Below are 23048 nucleotides of genomic sequence, written 5' to 3'. Positions count from 1 at the left end.
CCCTCAAAAACCTGCGAGGCGACTATGAGATGCCGCCTCACAGGTGCGGGATCACTGGAAGACTGCGTTGGGGTTGTCCAAACTGTCCGAGCCTTCAAAATCAATCTGATCCAGCTCCAGCTTGGTGACGATGCGTTCGATGGTCTTGGTCTGATCGATCAGGCCGTTCACGCCGCCCATGATCAAGGCTTCGCCACCTGCATTGCCGCGTTCCAGCATCTGGTCATAGGCGAACCCAGCCTCGGCCGTCGATTTGATCCGGCCTAGCGCTTGCATCGTGTTGGCCAGCTTCACCTTCATCTCGGCATCCAACGCCGGGTCGGTCGCGGTGATAAGGTCGGACAGTGACGCGCCCGAGATCGGAGTACCGTCGATCCGGGTGTAGCTGCCCAGATAGACATTCTGGATGCCCAGACCGTCATAGTAGTGGCTGTTATGGGTGTTGTCCGAGAAGCAATCATGTTCCTCTTCCGGATCATTCAGCATCAGGCCGAGGCGCATCCGCTCACCGGCCTGTTCTCCATATGACAGCGAGCCCATGCCGGTCAGAATTGCGCTGACGCCTGTGGCCTCGTTCTCGGTCAGTGCCAAGCGCGCATCACCGCCTTCAACCCATTGTGCAACCATCCAGTCTAGATCGCTGACCAACAAATCGGTCACAGCGCGCAGATATTCTCCGCGACGGTCACAATTCCCGCCGGTGCAATCGGCGCCGGAGGCATAGTCCGTCCACGGGCGGTTTCCGGCCCCGACACCGTGGCCGTTCAGGTCCTGCCCCCAAAGCAGAAACTCGATTGCATGATAACCGGTGGCTACGTTCGCTTCGATCCCATCAGCCTCGTGCAGGGTTTCGGCCAGCAGTTCGGGGGTGATCTGGCTGGCATCGATGGTTTGGCCCGACAGGGTAAAGTTGGGGTTCGCGATGACGTTCAGCGCGGCGAACTCGTTCTCGTCCGATGGGCCGCCATAAGTGGCATCCACATAGTCGATCAGCCCTTCATCCAACGGCCACGCGTTCACTTTGCCTTCCCACTCGTCGACAATTGGGTTTCCGAACCGGTAGACCTCGGTCTGCTGATAGGGCACGCGCGCGGAAATCCACGCCGCCTTGGCCGCCGCCAACGTCGCGTCCGAAGGGTTCGCGATCAGGGCATGCACCGCCGTCTGTAGCATTTTGGCGGCGATCAGGCTGTCATCGTATTTCGCTTGGGCGATATTGGCGTAGGTGGCGAGGATGTCGGCTTTCGAGGGGGTCTCGGCCGCGGACGCATTGGTTGCAACGCACAGCGCCAGCGCGCTGGCAGCAGCATGGAATCTGGTCATGGGATCAGGTCTTTTTTGTTAATTCAGAGTGGTCGGCGCACCTGATTGGTGCTGGCTGACAAATAACTGAGTGAATTAGTCTCCTTTGTCAACCTGAGTTTTTTAATCAGGTATAAACTCCGCGCAAATACCCAAGACAGATGATGCACAGATACTGGTCGGTCGAACCGAACGCAGCGAGTCTGTGGTCCAAAACTGTTTGGGGAACGAGAAAGCTGAGGAGGGGCTTGAACCCCGTTGCGCGGATCATGACCGAGTTCTGGTACGGTCCGAGAGTTCGCAGGCCGCTACATCCGACATCGTAAACTTATTGGCGACGGTGAGTTTCTGGCGGGCAAACCACCACAAAGCGCCACACCCAACCACACGGGATTTGTCACCCAAACGCTACCCAATCCCCAAAAGCGGACAACTATATTCCGCATTGCGAAATCAAACTTTCAAGGGGTTTTGGGTGATACTGCGCAATGTTTGCAGCGGATCGCTGTCAGCCGCTTCGAGGGATTGTGACTTTATATCCGGTCTTGAATTCATTCGGCATACGTGTCGGACGTCCAGTTGTCAGATTGGTACACACATAGTCTGATCTGGCGCGCAATATCGTTCTGCTGTCACCCAATCGGATCATCTGAAACAGGCGACTGCAACGCAAACGCTCATCATTCACCGAGAGCCAGTTGTACACGACGATCTCATCATCCAAAAAAGCGGAGGACAGATAATCGATCTCGTGGCGCACTGCGGCCATACCGCGATTCAGGTCGAGGCAGGCTTGCTCGGTCAAACCGACATGCCGCGTATGTTCCCAAACGGTAGCATCCATCCATTTCAAATAGACAGCGTTGTTTACGTGGTGGAAGCCGTCCAGATCGCCCGCCGTGACCTTGAACCGTTTCCAGAAGGAGTTTGGATAATCTGCAAGTGAGGAAATGTCTTCGTTCATTGCGCGAAATACACCATTGTGAGTCTAAAATGGAGAACGTGAAGAGGCCTTTGACGAGCCTACTCTGACAACCATAAGGAACGTCCTATTGTCCATTGATCCCTTCAAAGAACGGCAAGACATCTATTTGATTGCCTGAGTTTGGTTGCGAAACAACCACGGCTTTAGCAGCAGAGTTATGATTGGCATTATCAGATATGTCATCGACACAACCTGAATTGTGACGATGCTGAGCGTCTGTGCCCAACGTGGCCAACCAGTCATGAAAGGAACGAGGAAAACCTGAAGCGCAAAGACAAGGGCAAAGATCACAACGATCAATACAACAGCCATTTTATGGCGTGGTGGTGGAACGGCTGCAGGGATCTCGGGCATATCGAACCACACTTCGAGACCGGTCTCGCTTTTGCGATCTGCATCGCCATCGGATATCCCTTCCAGCTTGGCAATCCACTCGGATCGCTCGGGCGAGGTTTCCCAGGCAGCAGCATGTTCGTAATTATCGAAACGATAAATCATGACGTAGCGTCCGCCAGTCTTTTCGGAAGGGCGCAAAATGCTTAAACCTTGTTGCCCCTCGAAATGCGATGCAGCCTCGGCTATGCCTCGGATCCAATCCTCGAATTCGGCCTCGCGCCCCGGTACGACGCGACGTGAAACAGAGATCGTTACGGGGTTGTTGTCCGTGTCTCGGTGATGTGTCATGTGATCAGTCATTGTGAGCCAAGTTTCCTGCTATGAGGCGCGTGAACGACCTTTGATCAGCCGAAACGCAGCGCCTCTGCGGTTTTCCTAAACCAACATCAATCTGTGTAATTGCAAAGTGGACCCTCGCATCGCTGAAGATCCCTGATGTCTTGGTTTTCAAGAGCTCGAGATGCTTTCAAGCTCTCGTTCCACGAGATCCAATCGGTCCTTGCCGAAAAACATTTCTTCTCCGACAAAGAAGGTGGGGATGCCGAAGACACCACGCTCGACAGCTACGCTGGTGTTGTTTTTCAAGCGCTCTTTGACCGCATCTTCATTGGCACGCTCCAACAGATTTTGACCGTCGAGTCCTGCATCGTTCATCGCCGAGACAAACACGTCCGGATCATCCATTTTGAGCCCCTTTTCCCACATTGCGGCCATCCCTGCCGTGATGTAGTTGCCTTGGAATCCGTCAACCTCAGCGGCTGCCGCCGCCCGCATCATAAGCAACGTGTTAACCGGGAAATGGGGGTTCATTCGGAACTTCGACAGCTTATGCCGGCGAATAAACCGTTCGAACTCCACGCGGTCGTAATCCAGCTTACCTTTGACGTCCCGGAACATGAGAAACGGAGACTGATTGCCTGTCGCTTTGAATATCCCGCCCAAAAGACAAGGAATGTAGTTGAACGACGCGCCGGTTCGGGTCTCGATGTCATTGACCAGGCAATGGGCCAGATAGGCGTTGGGGCTGCCGAAATCGTAGATGAAGTCTACCTGAGCTGTCATGGTTCGCTCCAGTTACCAGGTTTCTTTCCAGGGACGCAGGTCCATCTCATGCGTCCAGGCCGTACGGGGTTGTTTGTGCAGCATCACATAATTCTGCGCGATATGCTCGGGATTCAGGATACGGTCTTCATCGCGCATCTGGTCCACATCCGGGAAATGTTCGCGGATAAAATTGCTGTCGATGGCCCCGTCGATCACCGTATGGGCGACGTGGATGTTTTTTGGCCCCAACTCGCGCGCCATGGACTGCGCCAGCGCCCTCAGCGCGTGTTTCGCGCCCGAAAAGGCCGAGAACCCGGCATTGCCACGCATACTGGCCGATGCTCCGGTGAAAATGATCGTCCCGCGTTCGCGCGGTAGCATCCGGGCGGCGACCTCGTGACCCATCAAGAACCCGGCGAAAGCGGCCATCTCCCAGACCTTGCGATAGACGCGCGGGGTGGTCTCGGTGATGCCAAAACGCACATTGGCCCCGATGTTGAAAACGGCGACCTCGATTGGGCCAACCTCCTCCTCGATCTTACCGATCAGATTGTGCATCTCGGTCTCATCCCGTGCATCAGCGGGATAGGCTCGGGCCTGATGACCCTCGTCGCGGATTGATTCCGCCAGCGCCTCAAGAGCATCGGCATGGCGGTCGCGGCGAACGACACAAGCGGTTAACCCCTCGCGGGCAAATGCCCGGGCGATAGCAGAGCCTGTGTCATCGCCAGCTCCGATTATCAAACATGCACCATTGGGGTTCTGCATCTCGTTCTCCTCAGTAGCTCAACATCCGGTCAGCCGTCACCGCGAAACAAACCGCGCAGCAGATGGATCGTAAATCGAGCCTGGCTGGGCAGATAGCCGCTGGATTTTGGCAGATCGTCCTGCGCTTCACGGACCCGGTGATTGTAAAAGATGTGGAAATCGGGTGAAGGTAGGTCTGCCTGTTCGACGATCCGGGCCGAGGGCACCAAAATCAGTTTTGGAAACAGCGGCACGTTCAATTTTTCCAGTGCCGGGTTGCCGCATGCTGTGCATCTGCCACGCGCCAGCAAAGGCGGCTGCTTCAGGCTTTCGTATACAATTTCACCACACCCGGCCTGGTCCACGTCCGCAGCACGAAACAGCAGGATATCGCCATATTCGGCATCGTTGAACCGCTGGCAAATGGTGCAGTGACAGATCGCCCTAAACAGCGGGCGACCTTGTGTTTTGAAGTGAACCTGCCCGCAGCTACAGGTGCCGTTGGAATGCGTCATCTAACTTTTCCTTGTTGCGGGCAGGGTTCCGTGAGATCAGGCGCGGACCTTTTTGACCGCTTTGCCGTTTTTCCAGAACCGGTACATCACGCGCAGCGCCGGCCAGACACCGTCCGCTTTGGTCTGCACCTTCTTACCTTGCGAGATGCGTTCGATCTGCATGGTGTACCAGCTGATCTCCATGATCGCCATTGCGTCGATCTTCTTCAGACCCGAACGGATGGGCGCAACATGCGATACGTGCTTGGGGTTCTGCAGAACATGAGTGCCGAACTTGGGATCGACGGCGAAGGGACGGGCCACACCGGCCATATCCAGAGCGCCGGTTGCCAGAGCTTCGCTCATGCCCTCGGACGAGCGGAAACCGCCGGTCACGACCAGAGGGGTCGAGATCTGGCTTTTGACCTTTTCGGCATATTCCAGGAAATATGCCTCGCGCTTGAGGGTGCTCTCCTTTTTGACTTCCTGCTTGCCCTTGCGGTTGACGGGGTTTTCCCAACTGCCTCCCGAGATTTCGATCAGGTCGATGCCCAGACGGTCCAGACGCTTGGCCACTTCGATCGAGTCTTCCTCGGTGAAACCGCCCTTTTGGAAGTCGGACGAGTTGATCTTGATGCCAACGTTGAAACCGGGGCCGGTACTGGCGCGGACGCGTTTGTAGACCTCTTCGACAAAGCGGAAGCGGTTGTCAAAACTGCCGCCCCATTTGTCTTCGCGGCGGTTGTGATGCGGCGACAGGAACTGGCCGATCAGATAGCCATGCGCGCCGTGCAGCTGAACGCCGGTGAAACCTGCCTCTTCCAGACGGGCGGCGGCTTCGGCGAACCGGTCGATGATGTCCTCGATCTCGGAATCGGACAGCTCGCGCGGGGGGGCGAACATCTCATTCGGGATTGGCACGACCGAAGGTGCAACCGGTGCGTCGTTGACCATTTTGGGCGACTGCTTGCCCGGGTGGTTCAGCTGCGGCCAGATATGGGTGTTGGTCGCCTTGCCGGTGGCCGCCCATTTGCGCAGCAGGTCCATGTTGCTGTCCAGCAGCGCATCCACGACCAGCGGTTCGTTCATGTGCTTGCCGTCAACCATCATGTTGCCGGTGATCAGCAGGCTCGCGCCGCTATGGGCCCATGCCTCGTACAGCGAGACGTGAGCAGGTGTGACTTTACCGTCCGGAGTGGCCAGAGCTTCGTTCATCGAAGCTTTGCAGATCCGGTTGCGCAGAACCGTTCCCGATTTCAGCGTCAGGGAATCCCCAAGCGTTGCCATTTCTGTGTTTCCTTGATTCGTCGTTTCGATTTTCTGAGCAGCAACCATTGGTCTTTACTCCTGAATATTGCGGCGCCGGAAGCGCATCGCCTGAAGCTTTTTCAGGCTGTTGAACATGAAGTTGTCCCAGGGCGGGGCAACAAATGCGGTGGCATTGATGCGGCCCTTGCGGACCACGCCTTTGGCCTTCGAGAAATTGCGGAAGCCTTCTTCACCGTGATAGTGACCCATGCCCGACGGACCGATGCCGCCGAACGGGATGTCATCGGCCATCACATGAGACATGGTGTCGTTGATGCAGGCACCACCCGCATGGGTGCGGGCCAGAATGTCATTGGCGCGGCTCTTATCCCAATCGAAGTAGTAGAAGGCCAGCGGACGCGGGCGGTCATTGACGTAAGCCACAGCTTCATCAATCGAGTCGTAGGGGATCACCGGCAGGATCGGGCCAAATATCTCTTCGCGCAGCACCAGCATCTCGTCAGTCGCGCCCAGGATCAGGGTCATCGGCATCTTGCGCGTGTCGTTGAAATGCTCACCCTTGGGGTTGATGGTGATCAGCTCGGCACCTTTTGCCTCGGCGTCTTTCAGATAGCCTTCCAGGCGGGTCTTCTGACGGTCGGTGATGATCGCCGTATAGTCCTGATTGTCGCGCAGGGTCGGGTAGGCTTTGCTCATCGAATCCGCAAACGCGGTGCAAAAGGCGTTCACCTTGTCGCGCGGGCACAGGATGTAATCGGGCGACACGCAGACCTGACCGGCATTGATGCCTTTGCCGAATGCAATCCGGCTGGCGGCTTCATCAATCGGGAAGTCCTTGTGGATGATGACCGGCGATTTGCCACCCAGCTCCAGCGTAACCGGCGTCAGGTTGTCGGCAGCGGCCTTCATCACGATCTTGCCGACCTGAGTCGAACCGGTGAACACCAGATGGTCGAACGGCAACTTGGTGAACTCAGTCGCGACCTCGACACCACCGGTGACAACGGTTACTTCGTCCTCAGAGAAGATATCTGCGATGATTTCTTTCAACAGATCACCCGAGGCCGGTGCGAATTCCGACGATTTCAGCATCGCGCGGTTGCCCGCGGCCAGCGCGCCTACCAGCGGCGACAGGGCCAGGAAGATCGGGAAGTTCCACGGCACCACGATGCCAACCACGCCCACGGGCTGATATTGCACCTGAATGCTGGCAGGCATCAGGGTCAGCGGCGCGTGGCGGCGCTGCGGTTTCATGAACTTGCGCAGGCGCTTGCGGTAAAAGGCGATACCGTCCAGCAGCGGCATGATCTCGGCCAGTTCGGTTTCAGCCGCCGAGCGGTTCGAGAAATCCTTGCTGACCGCCGCGATGATGCGCGCCTTGTTGTCGATCAGCGCGTTGTGCAGCTTGTCCAGACGCCGCACCCGAGCCGCCCGGTCGGGCATGGGATCGGCCAGATAGGCCTTTTTCTGAGCCAGAAGCAGAGCCTCGAGATCAGGCGTTTCCGATTTAACGGGTGTCAGGTGCGGTGCGGACATTGTTAAACCCTCCTGGATTTAAATGTAATCAGTTACGGGGCCAATCCCCATTGCGGCATGGGTGGCGTTCTTGCGCTCAAGCCAGTCGGCTTCGTCGCCTGGGAAGGGCAGAACCATACCGCCTTCGACCACCCAGTTAGATTCGATGCCGATCAGCGTGACCAGCACCTTGCTTTTTTCCAGCTGGGCCGCCTCGGAGATACGCGTGTGCATCTGCTCGTTCAGTTTTTCATAGAGACCAGCGGTCCGGTCTCCGCCCATGCGGACGTTGCCGTTCACGCCCAAAACAGTTCCGCGTCGCATGCCGTAGCCGGTCATGAAAACGACGTTCACGAACTCGGACGGCGCGCCAGTTAGGCCGCAATGCACATCGGTGATGACCTGCGCGATGTCAAATCGGATCTGCTCGGGGAAAGGTTTCTTGGATGCAAGAGTATAGAGCGGCATATCAATTCCTCTCCTATTGATTGAATTGCGTGATCAGCACGCCGTGGCGCATTTTTGAGATCATCGCGCGCGAAAACAGTTTGAACAGATAGGTAAAGCGTCCCCAAGGCGACAAGCGTGTCAGGTTGCCTTTCAGAATGTCGCCATAACGGGACTGGTCGAATGCACCCACAGACACCTGATCCGGGTGCTGACCGGTGATTTTGCGCCAGCATCTATCGACCTCCAGCATGAAGGCTTCGCGGCGTTGCGTTTCAAACCCGTCCGGCACTTCCATCGAGACAGTCGACGAGCGTGACCAACGGCGATCTGTGATCGTGTGCTGTTTGGCAGCGACGTTCCAGATGATCGTCAGTTTGTCGTCGCATACGTGCTCGACATAAAGCTTGCGCACGACTTCCTCGAGCGCTTTGATCTGCTCGAGTGAGATCTGACCTTCCTGAATGGCAATGAGTGATCGCATAACATCCTCCTGCCCGGTAATTTCGGTTTTTGGGGATCAATTTTCGATGATGGCAGCGGACATCTTTTTGACATTATCGGCCACAGTGTTTAGGTTCAAAACATGCAAAACGCGTCCCTGAAACGATCACCGGGCAGCATCCGCATCCTGTGCGAGGAAGCAGCAAAATATGGTGTAACTCCCGAACAATGCCTGGAGGATACCGGGCTGGTCACTTTCGATCTCTACCAGAACGAGGCGACTGTGACGCTTGGGCAAGAAGTTGCGGCGATAGAAAATTTCATCAAGTACGCGCCTGACCGCCCTGGAATGGGAATTGAAATTGGTCGCCGCTACAGACCCGAAGTCTTTGGCATTTGGGGATATGCTATTTTGAGCAGCCCAACTCTTCGTGCTGGACTAAAAACGGCTATAGATTTCGCGAACCTGTCGTTCGTGATCGCCCGATTGCGTCTAAACGAGCTCGAAGATCCACCTGCCCTAAATTTGGATATCAGCGGTCTGCCAAAGGCAGTCGAGAGTTTTGTGCTGGAAAGGCACCTGACGGTTGTTAGCAACTTCACCTCGCAGTTTCTGCCCAGGTTTTCTATGTCGCGCGTGGTCTTTGAAACCACGCTGGATAATCCGGCGGTCGCGTCCGCAATAAAAACTGAACTCGGAATCAGCGTCACGCTGAGTTGTCGGAGAAACTCGATCATCCTCCCCCAAAAGCTTCTTGATATGCCCTTGCCGCAGCACAACCCAGCAACGATGGAGAATTGCCTGAGGCAATGCCGAAGCCTACTAAACCTGGAAAACTCCGATATTCCGGAAATGACGGCGCAAGTCCGCGAAGCCACTTTGTTGGAAATCAACAACGATCCAACAATCGTTTCAATCGCTTCAAAGCTAGGGACAAGTGAACGCACGTTGCGCCGTCGTCTTGCCAAGGAGGGGACAAGTTTCAGAAAGATCCAGACAGAGGCGAAACTGGCAATTGGGCATGAGTTACTGAGCACGGCCGGCCTGGATGTTTCAACCGTCGCTTGGAGAACCGGCTATTCGGAGCCATCCAGCTTCGTAAGAGCCTTTACCAAAAAATACGGCTACTCGCCCGGCAGTTTGAAACATTCATCCCGATATGGAGACAACAAACTGACGTGCTAACAGTGGCAACGTCAATTGTTGGTTTCTGCAAGCGTTGCCGCTGATCGCGCCAGTAAGTCTACAAGCCACCCGTGACCCGGATCAGTGTTTCGGCTTTTGTGCCAGTATAGGCGCACCTCGATTTCTGGATAGTCGAACGGAAGGTTGTGCGAAACCAGCGAACCGGCGTCGACCAAGGGTCGGGCCAAACGGGTGGGGACTACAGCAATAAGGTCGGTTGCGGCAACGACTTCAGGGATGGAAACAAAACTCGACATTTGCAGAGCGATATTGCGAGCCGGAAGCGAGTTTCCCAACAAAAACTCCAAAGGGGTAGTTCGTCGACTGTTCTGGCTGCGAACAATACCAAACCTTCGCACCAGCGACACATGTGCCAGCGTTTGAAACTCTTCCAGCGACACTCCTGTTTTTGCGCATGGATGATCGGCGGCACTGATAAGCGTAAGCGACTCACGCAATATCAGCAGCGAGTCAAAGTGGTCTTCCGGCATAGGCGTGTAGTCAACCGCGTATCCCAATCTTCCATCCTTGAGACGCACAGGAATTTCATCCAGGTAATCTGGATGTACCCTCCACTTTAGATTTGGCGCCTGCTTTCGGGCTTCCCTCATCAATACGGGCCCCCAGATGTGTTCGACTGCATGATTCATCGAGACATCGATGGTTCGGGAAAACGTCTCTGCAGAAAACTCCTGGTCTTCGAAACTGCTTCTGATCTGTACGAGCGCAGGGGCAACCTTGGCATGCAGATCAAGTGCGCGTTGCGTCGGCTTTAGACCTCGACCGGTGCGTACAAACAACTCGTCATCGAATCCCTGTCTCAGTCGTTTGAGCGCGTTGCTGACAGCAGGTTGACTCATGTTCAGACGCTCTGCTGCCTTGGACAAGTGCTGTTCTCGCATCAAAATATCGAAGACTGGAAGCAGATTCAGGTCGTGATTTCTTAGCATTAGCTTAGTTATTTCCCAGAGTGATAATATCCTTAAGTAATATAAATTAGAAGCTATATCAAATCTGCATATTCTGACTGGCAACTTTTGGTTAGGGAGGACCCAGTTATGAATGATGAAGCAAGAGAGAAGTTTCGAGCCAAGTACCGCGCGGGCGTAAGCCCAAACTACAGCGGTCTGCTGCACCTGTCTGTCGTTGTGATCGGCGCAGGATCTTTGATCTGGTGGGGTACGACCAAACTGGTGGATTTTAAGCTCTACCAACTTTGGTTCGTTGTCGCGACCTATGTCGCCTATAATCTGGGTGAGTGGGCATCTCATAACTATTGGGGGCATCACAAAACAAAGCTTTTCAAGCTGTTTTATCAGCGTCACACAGGCGACCATCACACCTTTTTCGTGGATACGGACATGGAATATCAGATGGTCCTGGATTGGCGCGTCGTGATCTTCCCGATCTATCTGCTCGTTCTGACCACGGTGGCAATTTCAATCCCCGGAGGTCTGGTGTCCTACTTCCTCTTTGGGGGTAACTACGGCTATCTGTTCTTCATCACGATGACCTCTTGCTATCTGCTGTATGAAGTCCTGCATTTTAGCTACCACCTGCAGCGTGGTTCGGTCACCGAACGCATTTTCCGACTTATCCCCGGCTGGACGTACCTGCGTTTGTTTCACACTGTGCATCACAATCGCGACGTGATGGTTGAGGGCAACTTCAACATCACTCTGCCCTTGTTCGATTGGATTTTCGGCACGCTCTATTTCGACGCAAATGACCAGCAGAAACCATCGGATAGTGGTGCGAACCCGCAGCCTCAGTAACCGAGCAGTCGCAGTTTAAGGCGGCGGGGAATTGCCCGTCGCCTAAGTATTGCTGAGCGTTTGAAAATTCAGGATCTCCTATGCCTAAATCAGACCCGCGCCCTTTTGGTCAACGGGTGGCCATGTGGCTCATCAAAAGTCCAACGGGGCTCAAAATCTCAGCCCGCGGCAGAAAGAAAGCAGCGGAAAAACAGCTTGAAAACGCGGTCAACGAAACGGTCATGATTCCGCGCCGGGATGGAACCGGTGAAGTTCGTGTACGTATCTACAAGCCCACCAATTGCAAGGGTCCGCTGCCCATTGTGGTGTTCTTCCATGGTGGTGGATACGCGACAGGCTGGCCGGAACGCCATCATGCACTATTTCAACGCCTGATGGCGTCGCGCCCCTGCATCATCGTAGCACCAGCATTCCGGCTATCGATTGAGGCACCTTACCCAGCAGGGCATGACGATTGCTATGATACGCTGCTCTGGGTGCGTGATCATGCCAAGCAATTGGGCGGCGATGCGGACAACCTCATCCTGGCCGGGAACAGTTCGGGCGGTGGGCTGGTCCTGTCGACGGCGTTGCGCGCGCGGGATTCCGGAGACGCAAAGATCGCGTTCATGATGCCTTTTTATCCAATGATCGATGACCGCGCATCCAACTGGACAAAGCTGCCAAAGAACAAGATCACATGGACGCGCGAACACGGGGTGCTCGCCTGGCATTTGTTGCTGCGAGAACTACGAACGCAAAAGCGGTACGATATCTCGCCCTACGCTGTTCCGGCGCGCGCCAAAGATGTGTCCGGTCTGCCACCTAGCCTTGGTTACGTGGGTGATCTGGACATCTTGCAGGCCGAAGCCGAGGAGATGGCCGATCGCATGAAGCGAGCGGCTTGCAGCGTAACTTTCCGCACATTCCACGGTGTTTTTCACGCCATGGAAGACAGCGCTCCGCAAACGCCCCAAGCTCTCGAACTCAACGATTGGGTTTCCACTGAATTCGCTCGCATGGTGGATAGCTACTGCTCGGAATAACCAGCAAATCAAACGCCGATTGTTCATCAGGGCGCATCTTTGGCCGAAAGTGTCAAACAATTGACCGATGCGACGCTATTGCGAAGCGAGCCCTTTGGCCATTTTGGTGACAGGGAGGAATGCGATGCAGTTTGACTACGTGATTGTTGGTGGGGGATCAGCAGGGTGTGTGCTGGCCAACCGTCTGTCGGAAGATCCGAATGTAAGCGTGTGCCTGCTTGAGGCGGGCGGCGGCAACGGAGACAGCATATTGGTTCGCATGCCGGCCGCTGTTGTGGCCATGCTTCCGGGTAAGCCATTCAAGATCAACAACTGGACTTTTGAAACCGTCGAGCAGCCGGGGCTGAATGGCCGTAAGGGGTATCAGCCGCGCGGTAAGGTTCTGGGCGGGTCCAGCGCGATCAACGCCATGTTGTACGTGCGCGGTCAGCGCGAGGATTATGACGAATGGGCGAATCTGGGCTGCGAAGGCTGGGATTGGGACAGTGTTCTTCCCTATTTCAAACGATCAGAAAATAACGAGCGTGGCGGCGACGATATGCATGGTGGGGCTGGTCCGCTGCAGGTTTCGGACCAGAAAGAATCTCGCCCGGTGACGCGGGACTTTATCGAAGCCGCTAAGCAATTGCAGATTCGCGAGCGCGAGGACTTCAACACCGGCGACAATGAGGGCGTTGGCTATTATCAGGTCACGCAGTTCCACGACAAAGCCAAGAATGGCGAGCGGTGCTCGGCCGCGGCGGCCTATCTGTTCCCGATCATGGACAGGCCGAACCTGACTGTGATCACCAAGGCGCATGCCAAAGGTCTGACCTTTGACGGCAAACGCGCGACAGGTGTGGTTTACAAGGAAAATGGCAAAGGCCGCGATATCGAGGTCAAAGCCACGCGCGAGGTCTTGCTGTGCAGCGGTGCGCTGAAGACACCTCAGTTGCTGCAACTGTCCGGCATTGGTGACCCGGCAGATCTTGAAAAGCACGGGATCGAGGTGCGACACAACCTTCCCGGTGTGGGCAAAAACTTGCAGGATCACATGGACTTCACGCTGGCCTACAAATCGGCTGATACCGACAATTTCGGCATTGGCCTTTTGGGCGGCATGAAGCTGATGGGTCACATAAACCGCTGGCGCAAAACCGGCGTGTCGATGGCAGCCACCTGCTTTGCAGAAGGCGCGGCTTTTCTGAAAACCTCGCCTGATCTGGATCGCCCCGACGTGCAGCTTCATTTCACAATTGCGCTGGTCGATGATCACTCGCGCAAGCTGCACTATGGCTACGGCTTCAGCTGCCATGTCTGCAAACTGCGCCCCGAAAGCCGGGGCTCGGTCACGCTGAACAGCGCCGATCCTTTTGCCATGCCCGCCATTGACCCTGCCTTTTTGGCCGATGACCGTGATCTCGAAACGATGATCAAAGGCGCGAAACTGACGCGCGAGATTCTTGAGACTCCGGCGCTGGCGAAATACCGCAAGAAAGAGATGTTCGGCACCGAAAACGCAAAGACAGACGCGGATTGGGAACAGCACATCCGATCGCGCGCAGACACGATCTATCACCCGGTTGGCACCTGCAAAATGGGCACCGATGACATGGCCGTGGTTGATCCGCAGCTGCGGGTACGTGGGCTTGAGGGGCTGCGCGTAGTCGATGCGTCGATCATGCCGAACCTGATCTCGGGCAATACCAATGCGCCAACCATGATGATCGCCGAAAAAGCCGCCGACATGATTAAGGCTGCAAGCTAACGCAAAACTGCGCGCCGATCGCGGTGCGCAGGAACAAGAGGAAAGAAGATGAGCACCAACGTTGTTCTGAAAAACATGGATGAGATTCTGGCGTTCGAACAGACACCTCTGCAGGATCGCACTCTGCCGCAGACCACCTATGAGGCGCTGCAAAAAGGGGCGGCCATCAACCCTGACGCGCCTGCGCTCAGTTTTTTCCTGAGCGCGGCCGCGATGCGCACGCCCTATACGCTGACCCACGGGCAGCTGCTGGCGCGTATCACTCAAACCGCCAACGCGCTGCGTCGGATGGGTTTGGGTCGTGACGATGTGGCGGCCTTTATCCTGCCCAACATGCCCGAGACGCATTTCGCCATCTGGGGTGGCAGTGCGGCTGGTGGCATTCTGGCAATCAACCCGTTGATGGAAGCCGATCAGATGGCCGATCTGCTGAAAGGCGCGGGCGTCAAGATTCTGATCACGCTGGAGCAAACACTGGGCGTCGATATCTGGGAAAAAGCCAGCGCTGCGGCCAAGGATGTGCCCTCGCTGGAGCATATCCTGCTGGTCAACTTCGCCACCTATATGAAAGGCGATGGCGTGTGGCCCGATACACTGCCGCTGCCGCCCGTCTCGGCCACCATCGAAGGCCGCGACGATGTCACCCTGACCCGTCTGCTGGACGAGATCGCAGGTGAAAATGCCGATGGTCTGGATTTCGAAGGACCCGGACCCGATGACACCTCGACCATGCTGTGTACCGGTGGCACCACCGGCCTGCCCAAGATCGTGCGCCGGACCCATTTCGGCGAGGTTTATAACTCGTGGTGCCCCAGCCTGTACGTTGGTGCCGAGAATGTTGGCCCCGGCACCGCTGCGCTGTGTGGTTTGCCGCTGTTTCACACAAACGCTATGCTGGTGACAGGTCTGTTGCCCTGGATGCATGGCGGCCACGTCGTGCTGGCCTCTCCCTCAGGCTATCGCGGCGATGGTGTGATTGCCGGGTTCTGGGACATGGTCGAACATTACGGCATCAGCTCCTATTCTGGCGTGCCGACCATCTATGGCGCTCTGCTGCAAGTGCCACATAAGGACAAAGACCTCAGTTCGTTGCGCTTTGGGGCCTGTGGTGCCGCACCGATGCCGGTCGAATTGTTCAACACCTTCGTCAATGAAACCGGCGTCAAGATCATTGAAGCCTATGGCATGACCGAGGGCGTTCTGGCCTCGTCCATGAACCCGATCATCACGGACAATCCGCGTATCGGCTCGATCGGTCTGCGCTTCCCTTATCAGGACATGAAGATCGGCATCCTGAACGACAATGACGAATTCGTTCGCTGGGCCGATGTGGATGAGGCCGGGGTGATCTTTATCACCGGACCGAACGTGTTCGACGGCTATCTGATCGAAAGCCAGAACAAAGGTATCTGGCTGGAGCAGGACGGCAAGCGCTGGTTTAACACCGGCGATCTGGCCCGCTGCGACGCCGAAGGGTACTTCTGGATGACCGGCCGGAAGAAAGAGCTGATCATCCGCGGCGGCCACAATATCGACCCCAAGATCGTCGAAGAGGCGATGCACAAGCACCCTGCAGTGGCCATGGCTGCCGTAATCGGCCGTCCCGACGCCAAGGTGGGAGAGGTTCCAGTGATGTACTTCCAGAAGTCCGCGGGGATCGATGTGGATGTGTCCGATCTTGCCGCCTTTGCGCAAGAGCATGTCTCGGAACGTGCGGCGGTGCCGAAAGACTTTATCAGCCTCGACGCCCTGCCAGTGACTGCTGTTGGTAAAATCCACAAGGTCACGCTGAACATGATGGAAATCGAACGCACCATCCGTGAACTGGCGGGTCAACACGCAGCCGAAATCGGATCACTTGAGGTGGTGCAGGATTCGAGCCGCGGCATTGTTGCAAAACTGGCCCTTTCCAGCGGTGAAGACGCCATGCGTCACGCTTTGGGGCAGTTCACTTTCACCGTGGATATGTAAACCACTCACCCAACGGGTCCGTCATAGCGTCGTGGGAGGCGAAACAGGCGGGCCCGTTTTCCTAAAGAGGGAGGAAAACAATGGATTTCGCAATCAACGTGGTGGTGCCTGCGGCGCAGGCTTTCATCATGTTCTCACTGGGGCTTGGTCTGGAGATCGACGACTTCCGCCGTGTGTTCCGTCGCCGCACCGCTTTCGCCATCGGTGCCATTTCGCAAATCGTCCTGCTGCCAATCGCGGCGTTTTGCGTCATCATGGCGTTTAGCCTGCCGCCTGTCATGGCGGCTGGTCTGATGTTGCTCAGCTTCTGCCCCGGCGGCGTCAGCAGCAACGTGATCACCAAGCTTTCACGCGGCGATCTGGCCCTGTCGGTGTCGATGACCGCTGTCACCAGCGTTATGGCCTTCCTTACCGTACCGCCGCTGGCCACCTGGTCGGTGCTGTATTTCATGGGGGAAAGCGCGCCTGACTTCTCGTTCTTCGAGATCGCGATCTTTACCTTCCTGGTGACAACGCTGCCTGTTCTGACCGGTATTATCGTGCGCCACTTCTTCAACGGTTTGGCCCGTCGCCTTGAAAACCCTCTGCAGAACGTCGCCGTCATCTTTTGGGCCGTTCTAATTCTGGCGCTGTTCGCAGCCAACCGCGAGCTGATCATCACCTACATGCCGACGCTGGGCTATTCGACAATGACGCTGCCGCTGGTGCTGATGTTGCTTGGTCTGGCCTTTGGTAAAATCCTTGGCCTCAGCAAGACCGAAGGCAAAACGGTTGGCATTGAAACCAGCGTTCAGAACTCGCCCTTGGGCATTACGCTGGCGATTGTGATCACCGGTACCAGCACATCGCTGAGTGACGTGCCGATGGCGCTGCCATCTGCGCTGTATTCGATCACAATGTACCTCGTAGTTTTGCCGTTCATGTTCTACTTCCGCTGGAGAAGTCGCGGAGATGTACGTCAAAGCGTGGCTGCAGAGTAAGCCTCTGACCAAATATCAGAGTATGCACACGCAAATTCTGATCACGAAAACCTGCCCTTTTTGGGCAGGTTTTTTTTGACGCTGCCTTTCCAATGGGCGAGCTTTCAACGAGTGTTTTCTGCGGCTTGGATCGAGAAGTAATTGCCAGGCTGAGGTGCCCGGGAGTTCTGATATGAGAACAGCAAACACTGAAATGTTCGGCAGCGGACGTCCCGTCATTCAGGGCGGACTGCACCACGTAGGGTTGGCTGAATTGATTGCTGCTGTGTCGAACGCGAGTCGGTGGGCACAATCACTGGTCTAGCCTAGCAGGTGCCCGCCGACCGCGCCAACGAACTCGCAAGGTGCAAGGACATGACTGGCAAACAAATCGCGGTTAACGCCAAAGAAGCGCTCGCTGCGTGATACAGAACGCGTTCCGCCTGACGCAATGGTTTCGCGGGTCCTGGTCACAGAGAAAAGAGACGCGGTCCAGTTCGCCAACATCATCGATGCTGTCATTGGCGTGTAAGCGCCTTCATTCCAAACAGAGAATCTAGAGTGGGGGGGTGTGGTAGCGGAGGAGGGACTTGAACCCCCGACACGCGGATTATGATTCCGCTGCTCTAACCAACTGAGCTACTCCGCCATGGGTGAGAGGCGATTTAAGGGAGGGGCCCGAGAGGGTCAAGAGGGAAATCTCCCTGAAACCGGATTCTTTTTGTGCCGGGCCTCAACCGGTTTCGGAAGCGGATTGGTTCGCGTTGACAGCGCCTTCTGCGATGCTGCGGATAAAGGTGGCGCATGCATCGGGCGCGGTGATCAGGATCATGTGGCCCAACCCTTCGATCTGTTCGTTGGTCAGACCATATTGCGTCATCGGCGCGCCGTGGGCAGTGGGGGACAGGATGGCGTCCTGTGCGCCGTAAAGAATGCCTCCGGGCACTTTGAGATCCGGATAGCGGACCACTTGTGCTTCAAGGCTGTCGTCTATGCCGACAACGTCCTGAGAGGCGGTGATGAAGGCTGATGGGCGCAGACCCAATGCTCCGCCAGCGCGGTCCAGGAAATCATCCGGTGCCGGTTCGGGGTCGAAGACAGCGCTGAGAGCATGAGGGGCGGTCTTGGCGGCCATGGGGACGGCAATCGTATTGCCGATGAAATTGCGCAACCATTCGGTCCTAATTTCGAGCGGTTTGAACACGGGCGGCGGGCCGGACATCACCTGTGTCAGCGGAGCCAGAAGCGCCAGTGCCTTGACCTTGTCAGGATAGTCCAGCGCCATCGCCAGCGAAACTGCGCCGCCCAGCGAATGGCCGACCAGAACGGGGTCGGACACGCCTTTGATATCGAGAAACTCCTGGATCATCCGGCCCTGCTCGGGCAGACGCCCCAAATCGGCGGACTCGCGGGTTGAATACCCGCATCCGGGCCGATCGACAGCGATGACATGGTAGTCCTCCGCGAGCATATCCACCAACGCATAGGTATAGTGCTGAAGCTGCCCGGTGAGGCCGTGGATCAGGACAAGGCTCTGATTGGATGGATCGCCTTTTTCGACATAGTGGATGCTGCCGCCGCGCACAGGTTGGATCTGCCCCAGTTGCGGGACACGTCTGCTGCCGTCCCGGGTCAGCTTACGGGTCCACAGGTTCATCGCGCCAAAAAATACAGCAACGAAAAGAACGATAATCAGAAAGGTCATCTCAATGGTCTCCGCTTTGGGATGGGAGGGGGTGGTAATGCTCCAGACCTGATTGGGCCATGCGCTTTTCAAATTCGGACACGGTGCCGGGCCAGAGGGTTGTGTTGCGCCCCTCGGCATCCTGATACCACGAAGCGCAGCCGCCCGTCTGCCAGACACTGTCTGTGTGTCGGTCCTGCATCTCTTGTTCAAAGGCGGCCTGTCTGGAAGCGTCAGGGGTGATTGCATGCAGACCACCGCGCTGCATCTCGTCCAGAACGCGGCCAATATGGCGGACTTGCGCTTCGATCATCAGAACGACCGAGTTATGCCCCAGCCCGGTATGCGGCCCAAGCAGTATGAAGAAGTTCGGGAATCCGGCAATCGCAGTCCCCAGATTGGCCTGCATCCCCTCGCCCCAGGCGTCGCGCAGGCTCAGCCCATCCGCGCCGGAGATGTTCAGATAGTCGACCATATCGGTGACGTGAAACCCCGTGCCCCAGATCAATATATCAGCCTGCGCCTGCGATCCATCGGCGGCGGTGATCTGTTCGCCCTCGATTTTGGTCACGCGATGCGGCACCACCGTAACGTTGTCGCGCGCAAGGGTGGGGTACCAATCGTTCGAGCTGAGGATGCGCTTGCAGCCGATTTGATAAGCGGGGGTCAGCTTTTCGCGCTCGGCCGGGTCGGTGATGGCTTTTTCAAGCGCGGTGCGCCACATCTTCATGGCGAAATTGACGGCTCCCTTTTCGCGGCGAAAAACACGGTGGCGGTATTCGAACACCATGTAGATCAGCTTGCGCCGCAGTTTCGGCAACAAGGGCATGCGCTGGTACAACCTGCGCACCCATGGTGCGATGGGGCCGTCTGGTCGGGGCAGAACATAAGGCGCGCTGCGCTGGTAGATGGTGACCTGCCCGGCCATTTTCGCAATCTCGGGCACGAATTGAACCGCCGAGGCCCCGGTACCAATCACCGCGATCCGTTTACCCGACAAAGGTACTTCGTGATTCCATTGGGCAGAATGAAAGCTGGGGCCAGGAAAACTGTCTGCGCCGGGAATATCGGGGATGCTGGGTACATGCAGCGCGCCGATGGCCGAGACCAAAATGCGCGCGGACCAGATGTCCCCGCCTTCGGTTTCAACCTGCCAATGGCTGCCATCCCACCGGGCGGTTTTCAGTTTCTGCTGGAACTGGCAAAGGTCGTACAAACCTTCATTCTGCGCGACCTTGCGCAAATAGGCTTGAATTTCGGCCCCACCCGCATAGGCGCGGCTCCAGTCCGGGTTCAGGTGCGTGGCCATGGAATAAAGATGCGAAGGGACATCGCACGCGACGCCGGGATAGGTGTTTTCCCGCCATGTGCCGCCGATATCGCTCGCTTTTTCAAGGATCGTGATATCGGTGATCCCGCGCTTGCGGGCCTCAATCGCCATAATCAGCCCCGAGAACCCGGCGCCGACGATCAGCATATCGGTTTCATGTTCCACGCGCCCCGCCCCTCCCAAAACGATCCAGATGGTTGTTTCAGGATATAGGCAGGGTGGGGCGCGTGGATAGGGTCTCGTTAGGTCAGGGGCGGATCACGGTTTGATCAGGCGCGCAGTTTCTCACCTTTTGCGTCGAACGGGGGCTCTTTCAAGATAGTGGCCTTGTGCGGTCGACCCAGCACCATCACCTCGACCTCATCGCCGGGCTGGGCGTTTTTGACATACCCAAGCGCCAGCGACATGCCGACCGTGTAGCCATAGGTGCCGGACGTTACACGACCGATGCCTTCACCGTCTTTGAAGATCGGCTCACCGCCGGTCGCGTCGGCGTTGGACGCGGTCACGTCGGCCTCATCCAGATGCAGAAGAACCAGCCGTTCTCGGGCGGGGTTTTCAAGCACGTTCTGCGCGGCCTCTTTGTTCAGGAAATCCTTGTCGAACTTGCACAGACGGTCCAGCCCAACCTCATGCGGCCAGTATTCGGGGCTGTATTCGCGGCTCCACGAGCCGTAGCCCTTTTCCACCCGCAGCGACATCAGCGCGCGGCTGCCAACGGGGCCTGCGCCGAAGTCTTTGCCAGCTTTCAGCAGCGCCTCATAAAGCTGCGCCTGATCTTCGGTCTTGCAATGCAACTCCCACCCCAGGTCACCGGTGAAGGACACGCGCAGGGCCAGAACTTCGACGCCTGCAAGCTCGATCATCGCCGAACGCATGAACGGGAAATCCTCGGTTGCCAGCGAGGTGTTAGTCAGGCGGTGCAGGATCTCACGTGATTTCGGACCGGCGACGTTAAAGCCGCACATCGCTTCGGTGTGGCTTTCGAATGTGGTGCCTTCGGGCAGTGGAACCTGCTTGAAAAAGCGTTTGTGATACCGCTCGGCCATACCCGAGCCGATGATCCAGAATTCGTCCTCGGCCACGCGGGTGACAGTAAAGTCGCCTGCAATCCCACCGCGTTTCGAGATCAGAGGCGTCAGGCAAGAGCGGCCAACCGCCTTTGGCATAGTGTTGGCAAAGACTGCGTTCAGCCAATCCGCCGCGCCGGGGCCTTTGCAGATGTATTTGGCAAAGTTCGAGATATCGATGATGCCCGCACGCTCGCGCAGCATCTTGCATTCTTCGCCCACAGGGGCCCACCAGTTCTGGCGGGTAAAGCCGTTGGTATCCACCGTGCCCGACTCATCCGCGAACCAAAGCGGATGCTCCCAGCCGACATTCAGGCCAAAGACCGCACCCATGGCCTTTTGGGTTTCGTAGATCGGGCGCACGCGGGCAGGGCGGCCAGCGCCGCGCTCCTCGTTCGGGAAGTGAATCGCAAAGCGGTGGGCGTATTGGTCCTGCACCTTGGCTTTGGTGAATTCCTTTGTCGCCCAGGTGTCAAAGCGGGCCATGTCCCAGGCGAACATGTCGTATTGGGTTTCGCCTTCGATGATCCACTGCGCGGCCATAAGGCCCATGCCACCGGATTGCGAAAAGCCGGGGATGATGCCGTTGCAGCAGAAATAGCCATCAACTTCGGGCACCGGCCCCATCAAGACATTCGAATCCGGAGACCAGATCATCGGGCCGTTGATGACGCGCTTGATCCCGGCTTCGCCCACGGCGGGAAGGCGCTCGATGGCGTTCATCATGTTCTCTTCGATCCGCTCCAGATCATCGGGGAACAGGTCATGGGCGAAGTCCAGCGGCGTGCCGTCCTCGGCCCAGAACTTCATGTCTTTCTCATAGGCCCCGACCAGCAAACCGTTGCCTTCCTGACGCAAATAGTACTCGCCATCCCGGTCCGAGACCGAGGGCAGGCGGGCGCCATGCGCCTGCACATCCGGCATAGCTTCGGTGACGAAATACTGGTGCTCGGTTGGTTGCAGTGGCAGTTCGATCCCAGCCAGTTTGGCGACCTCACGACCCCACAGGCCAGCGGCATTCACCACCCAAGGGGTTTTGATGTCGCCCTTGGGTGTGCGCACGATCCAGGTGCCGTCTTCCTGGTGTTCGGTCGCGGTGACGGGGGTAAAGCGGTGGATCTCGGCACCGCGCTGACGCGCACCCACCGCATAAGCATTGGTTACGCCCGACGGGTCCACATTGCCACCATCAGGTTCGAACATAACGCAGCGGATACCATCGTAATTGACCAGCGGGTTCAGGCGTTGGGCCTCTTCAATGCTGATCTCATAGAAGTTCATGCCATAGAGCTTGGCCTTTGCGGCCTGCAGGCGAAGTTGATGTTCGCGCTCTTCGGTCTGCGCCAGATACAGCGAGCCGGGCTGGAACACGCCGCAGCTTTGGCCCGTTTCGGCTTCCAATGCATTATAAAGGTTCATTGTATAGTGCTGAATGCGGCTGATATTTGTGCTGTCATGCAGCCCGTGGATGTTCGCCGCCGCGTGCCACGTTGAGCCCGAGGTCAACTCATCCCGTTCCAACAGGACGACATCCGACCATCCGAGTTTGGTCAGATGATAGAGGATCGAGCATCCGATCACCCCGCCACCAATCACCACTGCCTGTGCATTCGTTCTCATGTGCCTGCCATATCCAAGTTGGGTTCTTTGCGCTTTCT

Annotated in this window: 20 protein-coding genes and 1 tRNA gene; 6 read left to right on the top strand and 15 right to left on the bottom strand. The window is 56.8% G+C overall.

Annotation, left to right across the window (positions count from 1 at the left end):
- Positions 1 to 51: 51 nt before the first annotated feature.
- The 10 genes from GOV80_RS18330 to GOV80_RS18285 form a co-directional block, all read right to left on the bottom strand.
- A complete protein-coding gene (locus tag GOV80_RS18330) occupies positions 52 to 1323 on the bottom strand; it encodes an imelysin family protein (protein WP_170786876.1) in 1272 nt (423 codons plus the stop codon).
- A 487-nt stretch (positions 1324 to 1810) separates the two neighbouring features.
- Positions 1811 to 2266 carry an acyl-CoA thioesterase gene (locus GOV80_RS18325; protein ID WP_170786875.1) on the bottom strand — a complete coding sequence of 152 codons (456 nt, stop codon included), beginning with the start codon at positions 2264 to 2266 and terminating at the stop codon, positions 1811 to 1813.
- Between the two features lie 123 nt (positions 2267 to 2389).
- A complete protein-coding gene (locus GOV80_RS18320) occupies positions 2390 to 2971 on the bottom strand; it encodes an antibiotic biosynthesis monooxygenase (protein ID WP_170786873.1) in 582 nt (193 codons plus the stop codon).
- Positions 2972 to 3130: 159 nt separating this feature from the next.
- Positions 3131 to 3745: a 2-hydroxychromene-2-carboxylate isomerase gene (locus GOV80_RS18315; protein WP_170786871.1), complete on the bottom strand. Its 615-nt coding sequence runs from the start codon at positions 3743 to 3745 to the stop codon at positions 3131 to 3133.
- Between the two features lie 12 nt (positions 3746 to 3757).
- The gene (locus tag GOV80_RS18310) at positions 3758 to 4495 is read right to left on the bottom strand and encodes an SDR family oxidoreductase (protein ID WP_170786869.1); all 738 of its coding nucleotides are present in this window, start codon (positions 4493 to 4495) and stop codon (positions 3758 to 3760) included.
- A 29-nt stretch (positions 4496 to 4524) separates the two neighbouring features.
- Positions 4525 to 4989: a GFA family protein gene (locus tag GOV80_RS18305; RefSeq protein ID WP_170786867.1), complete on the bottom strand. Its 465-nt coding sequence runs from the start codon at positions 4987 to 4989 to the stop codon at positions 4525 to 4527.
- A 36-nt stretch (positions 4990 to 5025) separates the two neighbouring features.
- Positions 5026 to 6255 (bottom strand): NADH:flavin oxidoreductase/NADH oxidase family protein, encoded by a 1230-nt coding sequence (locus GOV80_RS18300; protein ID WP_170786865.1) that lies wholly within the window; start codon positions 6253 to 6255, stop codon positions 5026 to 5028.
- Between the two features lie 54 nt (positions 6256 to 6309).
- On the bottom strand, positions 6310 to 7773 hold the full coding sequence (locus tag GOV80_RS18295; RefSeq protein WP_170786863.1) for a coniferyl aldehyde dehydrogenase: 1464 nt from the start codon (positions 7771 to 7773) through the stop codon (positions 6310 to 6312).
- Positions 7774 to 7791: 18 nt separating this feature from the next.
- Positions 7792 to 8220 carry a 4-oxalocrotonate tautomerase gene (locus tag GOV80_RS18290; protein WP_170786861.1) on the bottom strand — a complete coding sequence of 143 codons (429 nt, stop codon included), beginning with the start codon at positions 8218 to 8220 and terminating at the stop codon, positions 7792 to 7794.
- Positions 8221 to 8233: 13 nt separating this feature from the next.
- Entirely contained in the window at positions 8234 to 8683 is a 450-nt protein-coding gene (locus tag GOV80_RS18285; protein WP_170786859.1) for a hypothetical protein, read from the bottom strand.
- Positions 8684 to 8785: 102 nt separating this feature from the next.
- Between GOV80_RS18285 and GOV80_RS18280 the strand changes: the two genes are divergently transcribed.
- Entirely contained in the window at positions 8786 to 9829 is a 1044-nt protein-coding gene (locus GOV80_RS18280) for an AraC family transcriptional regulator (protein WP_170786857.1), read from the top strand.
- A gap of 11 nt (positions 9830 to 9840) precedes the next feature.
- Here GOV80_RS18280 and GOV80_RS18275 read toward each other — a convergent pair whose 3' ends face one another.
- Positions 9841 to 10779, bottom strand: a complete 939-nt coding sequence (locus GOV80_RS18275) for a LysR substrate-binding domain-containing protein (protein WP_170786855.1) — start codon at positions 10777 to 10779, stop codon at positions 9841 to 9843.
- A 108-nt stretch (positions 10780 to 10887) separates the two neighbouring features.
- Between GOV80_RS18275 and GOV80_RS18270 the strand changes: the two genes are divergently transcribed.
- The 5 genes from GOV80_RS18270 to GOV80_RS18250 all read left to right on the top strand — a co-directional run bounded on the left by GOV80_RS18270 (position 10888) and on the right by GOV80_RS18250 (position 17327).
- Positions 10888 to 11604 carry a sterol desaturase family protein gene (locus GOV80_RS18270; protein WP_170786853.1) on the top strand — a complete coding sequence of 239 codons (717 nt, stop codon included), beginning with the start codon at positions 10888 to 10890 and terminating at the stop codon, positions 11602 to 11604.
- Between the two features lie 80 nt (positions 11605 to 11684).
- Positions 11685 to 12629: an alpha/beta hydrolase gene (locus GOV80_RS18265; RefSeq protein WP_170786851.1), complete on the top strand. Its 945-nt coding sequence runs from the start codon at positions 11685 to 11687 to the stop codon at positions 12627 to 12629.
- Positions 12630 to 12753: 124 nt separating this feature from the next.
- Positions 12754 to 14376, top strand: a complete 1623-nt coding sequence (locus GOV80_RS18260; protein ID WP_170786849.1) for a GMC family oxidoreductase — start codon at positions 12754 to 12756, stop codon at positions 14374 to 14376.
- 48 nt (positions 14377 to 14424) lie between these two features.
- The gene (locus GOV80_RS18255) at positions 14425 to 16347 is read left to right on the top strand and encodes an acyl-CoA synthetase (RefSeq protein ID WP_170786847.1); all 1923 of its coding nucleotides are present in this window, start codon (positions 14425 to 14427) and stop codon (positions 16345 to 16347) included.
- A gap of 80 nt (positions 16348 to 16427) precedes the next feature.
- A complete protein-coding gene (locus GOV80_RS18250) occupies positions 16428 to 17327 on the top strand; it encodes a bile acid:sodium symporter family protein (RefSeq protein ID WP_170786845.1) in 900 nt (299 codons plus the stop codon).
- 551 nt (positions 17328 to 17878) lie between these two features.
- Here the strand turns inward: GOV80_RS18250 and GOV80_RS18245 are convergent.
- The 4 genes from GOV80_RS18245 to GOV80_RS18230 all read right to left on the bottom strand — a co-directional run bounded on the left by GOV80_RS18245 (position 17879) and on the right by GOV80_RS18230 (position 23010).
- Positions 17879 to 17955: transfer RNA gene (locus tag GOV80_RS18245), tRNA-Met, on the bottom strand.
- Between the two features lie 84 nt (positions 17956 to 18039).
- Positions 18040 to 19011, bottom strand: a complete 972-nt coding sequence (locus tag GOV80_RS18240; RefSeq protein WP_170786843.1) for an alpha/beta fold hydrolase — start codon at positions 19009 to 19011, stop codon at positions 18040 to 18042.
- Between the two features lies 1 nt (position 19012).
- Positions 19013 to 20485, bottom strand: a complete 1473-nt coding sequence (locus GOV80_RS18235) for an NAD(P)-binding domain-containing protein (protein ID WP_170786841.1) — start codon at positions 20483 to 20485, stop codon at positions 19013 to 19015.
- Between the two features lie 104 nt (positions 20486 to 20589).
- Complete coding sequence (locus GOV80_RS18230) at positions 20590 to 23010, bottom strand: GcvT family protein (RefSeq protein WP_170786839.1); 2421 nt, start codon at positions 23008 to 23010, stop codon at positions 20590 to 20592.
- Positions 23011 to 23048: the final 38 nt, after the last annotated feature.

It is taken from the genome of Ruegeria lacuscaerulensis (assembly GCF_013034685.1).
GTDB lineage: Bacteria > Pseudomonadota > Alphaproteobacteria > Rhodobacterales > Rhodobacteraceae > Ruegeria > Ruegeria lacuscaerulensis_B.
This window is presented reverse-complemented; position numbering and strand designations above follow the sequence as displayed.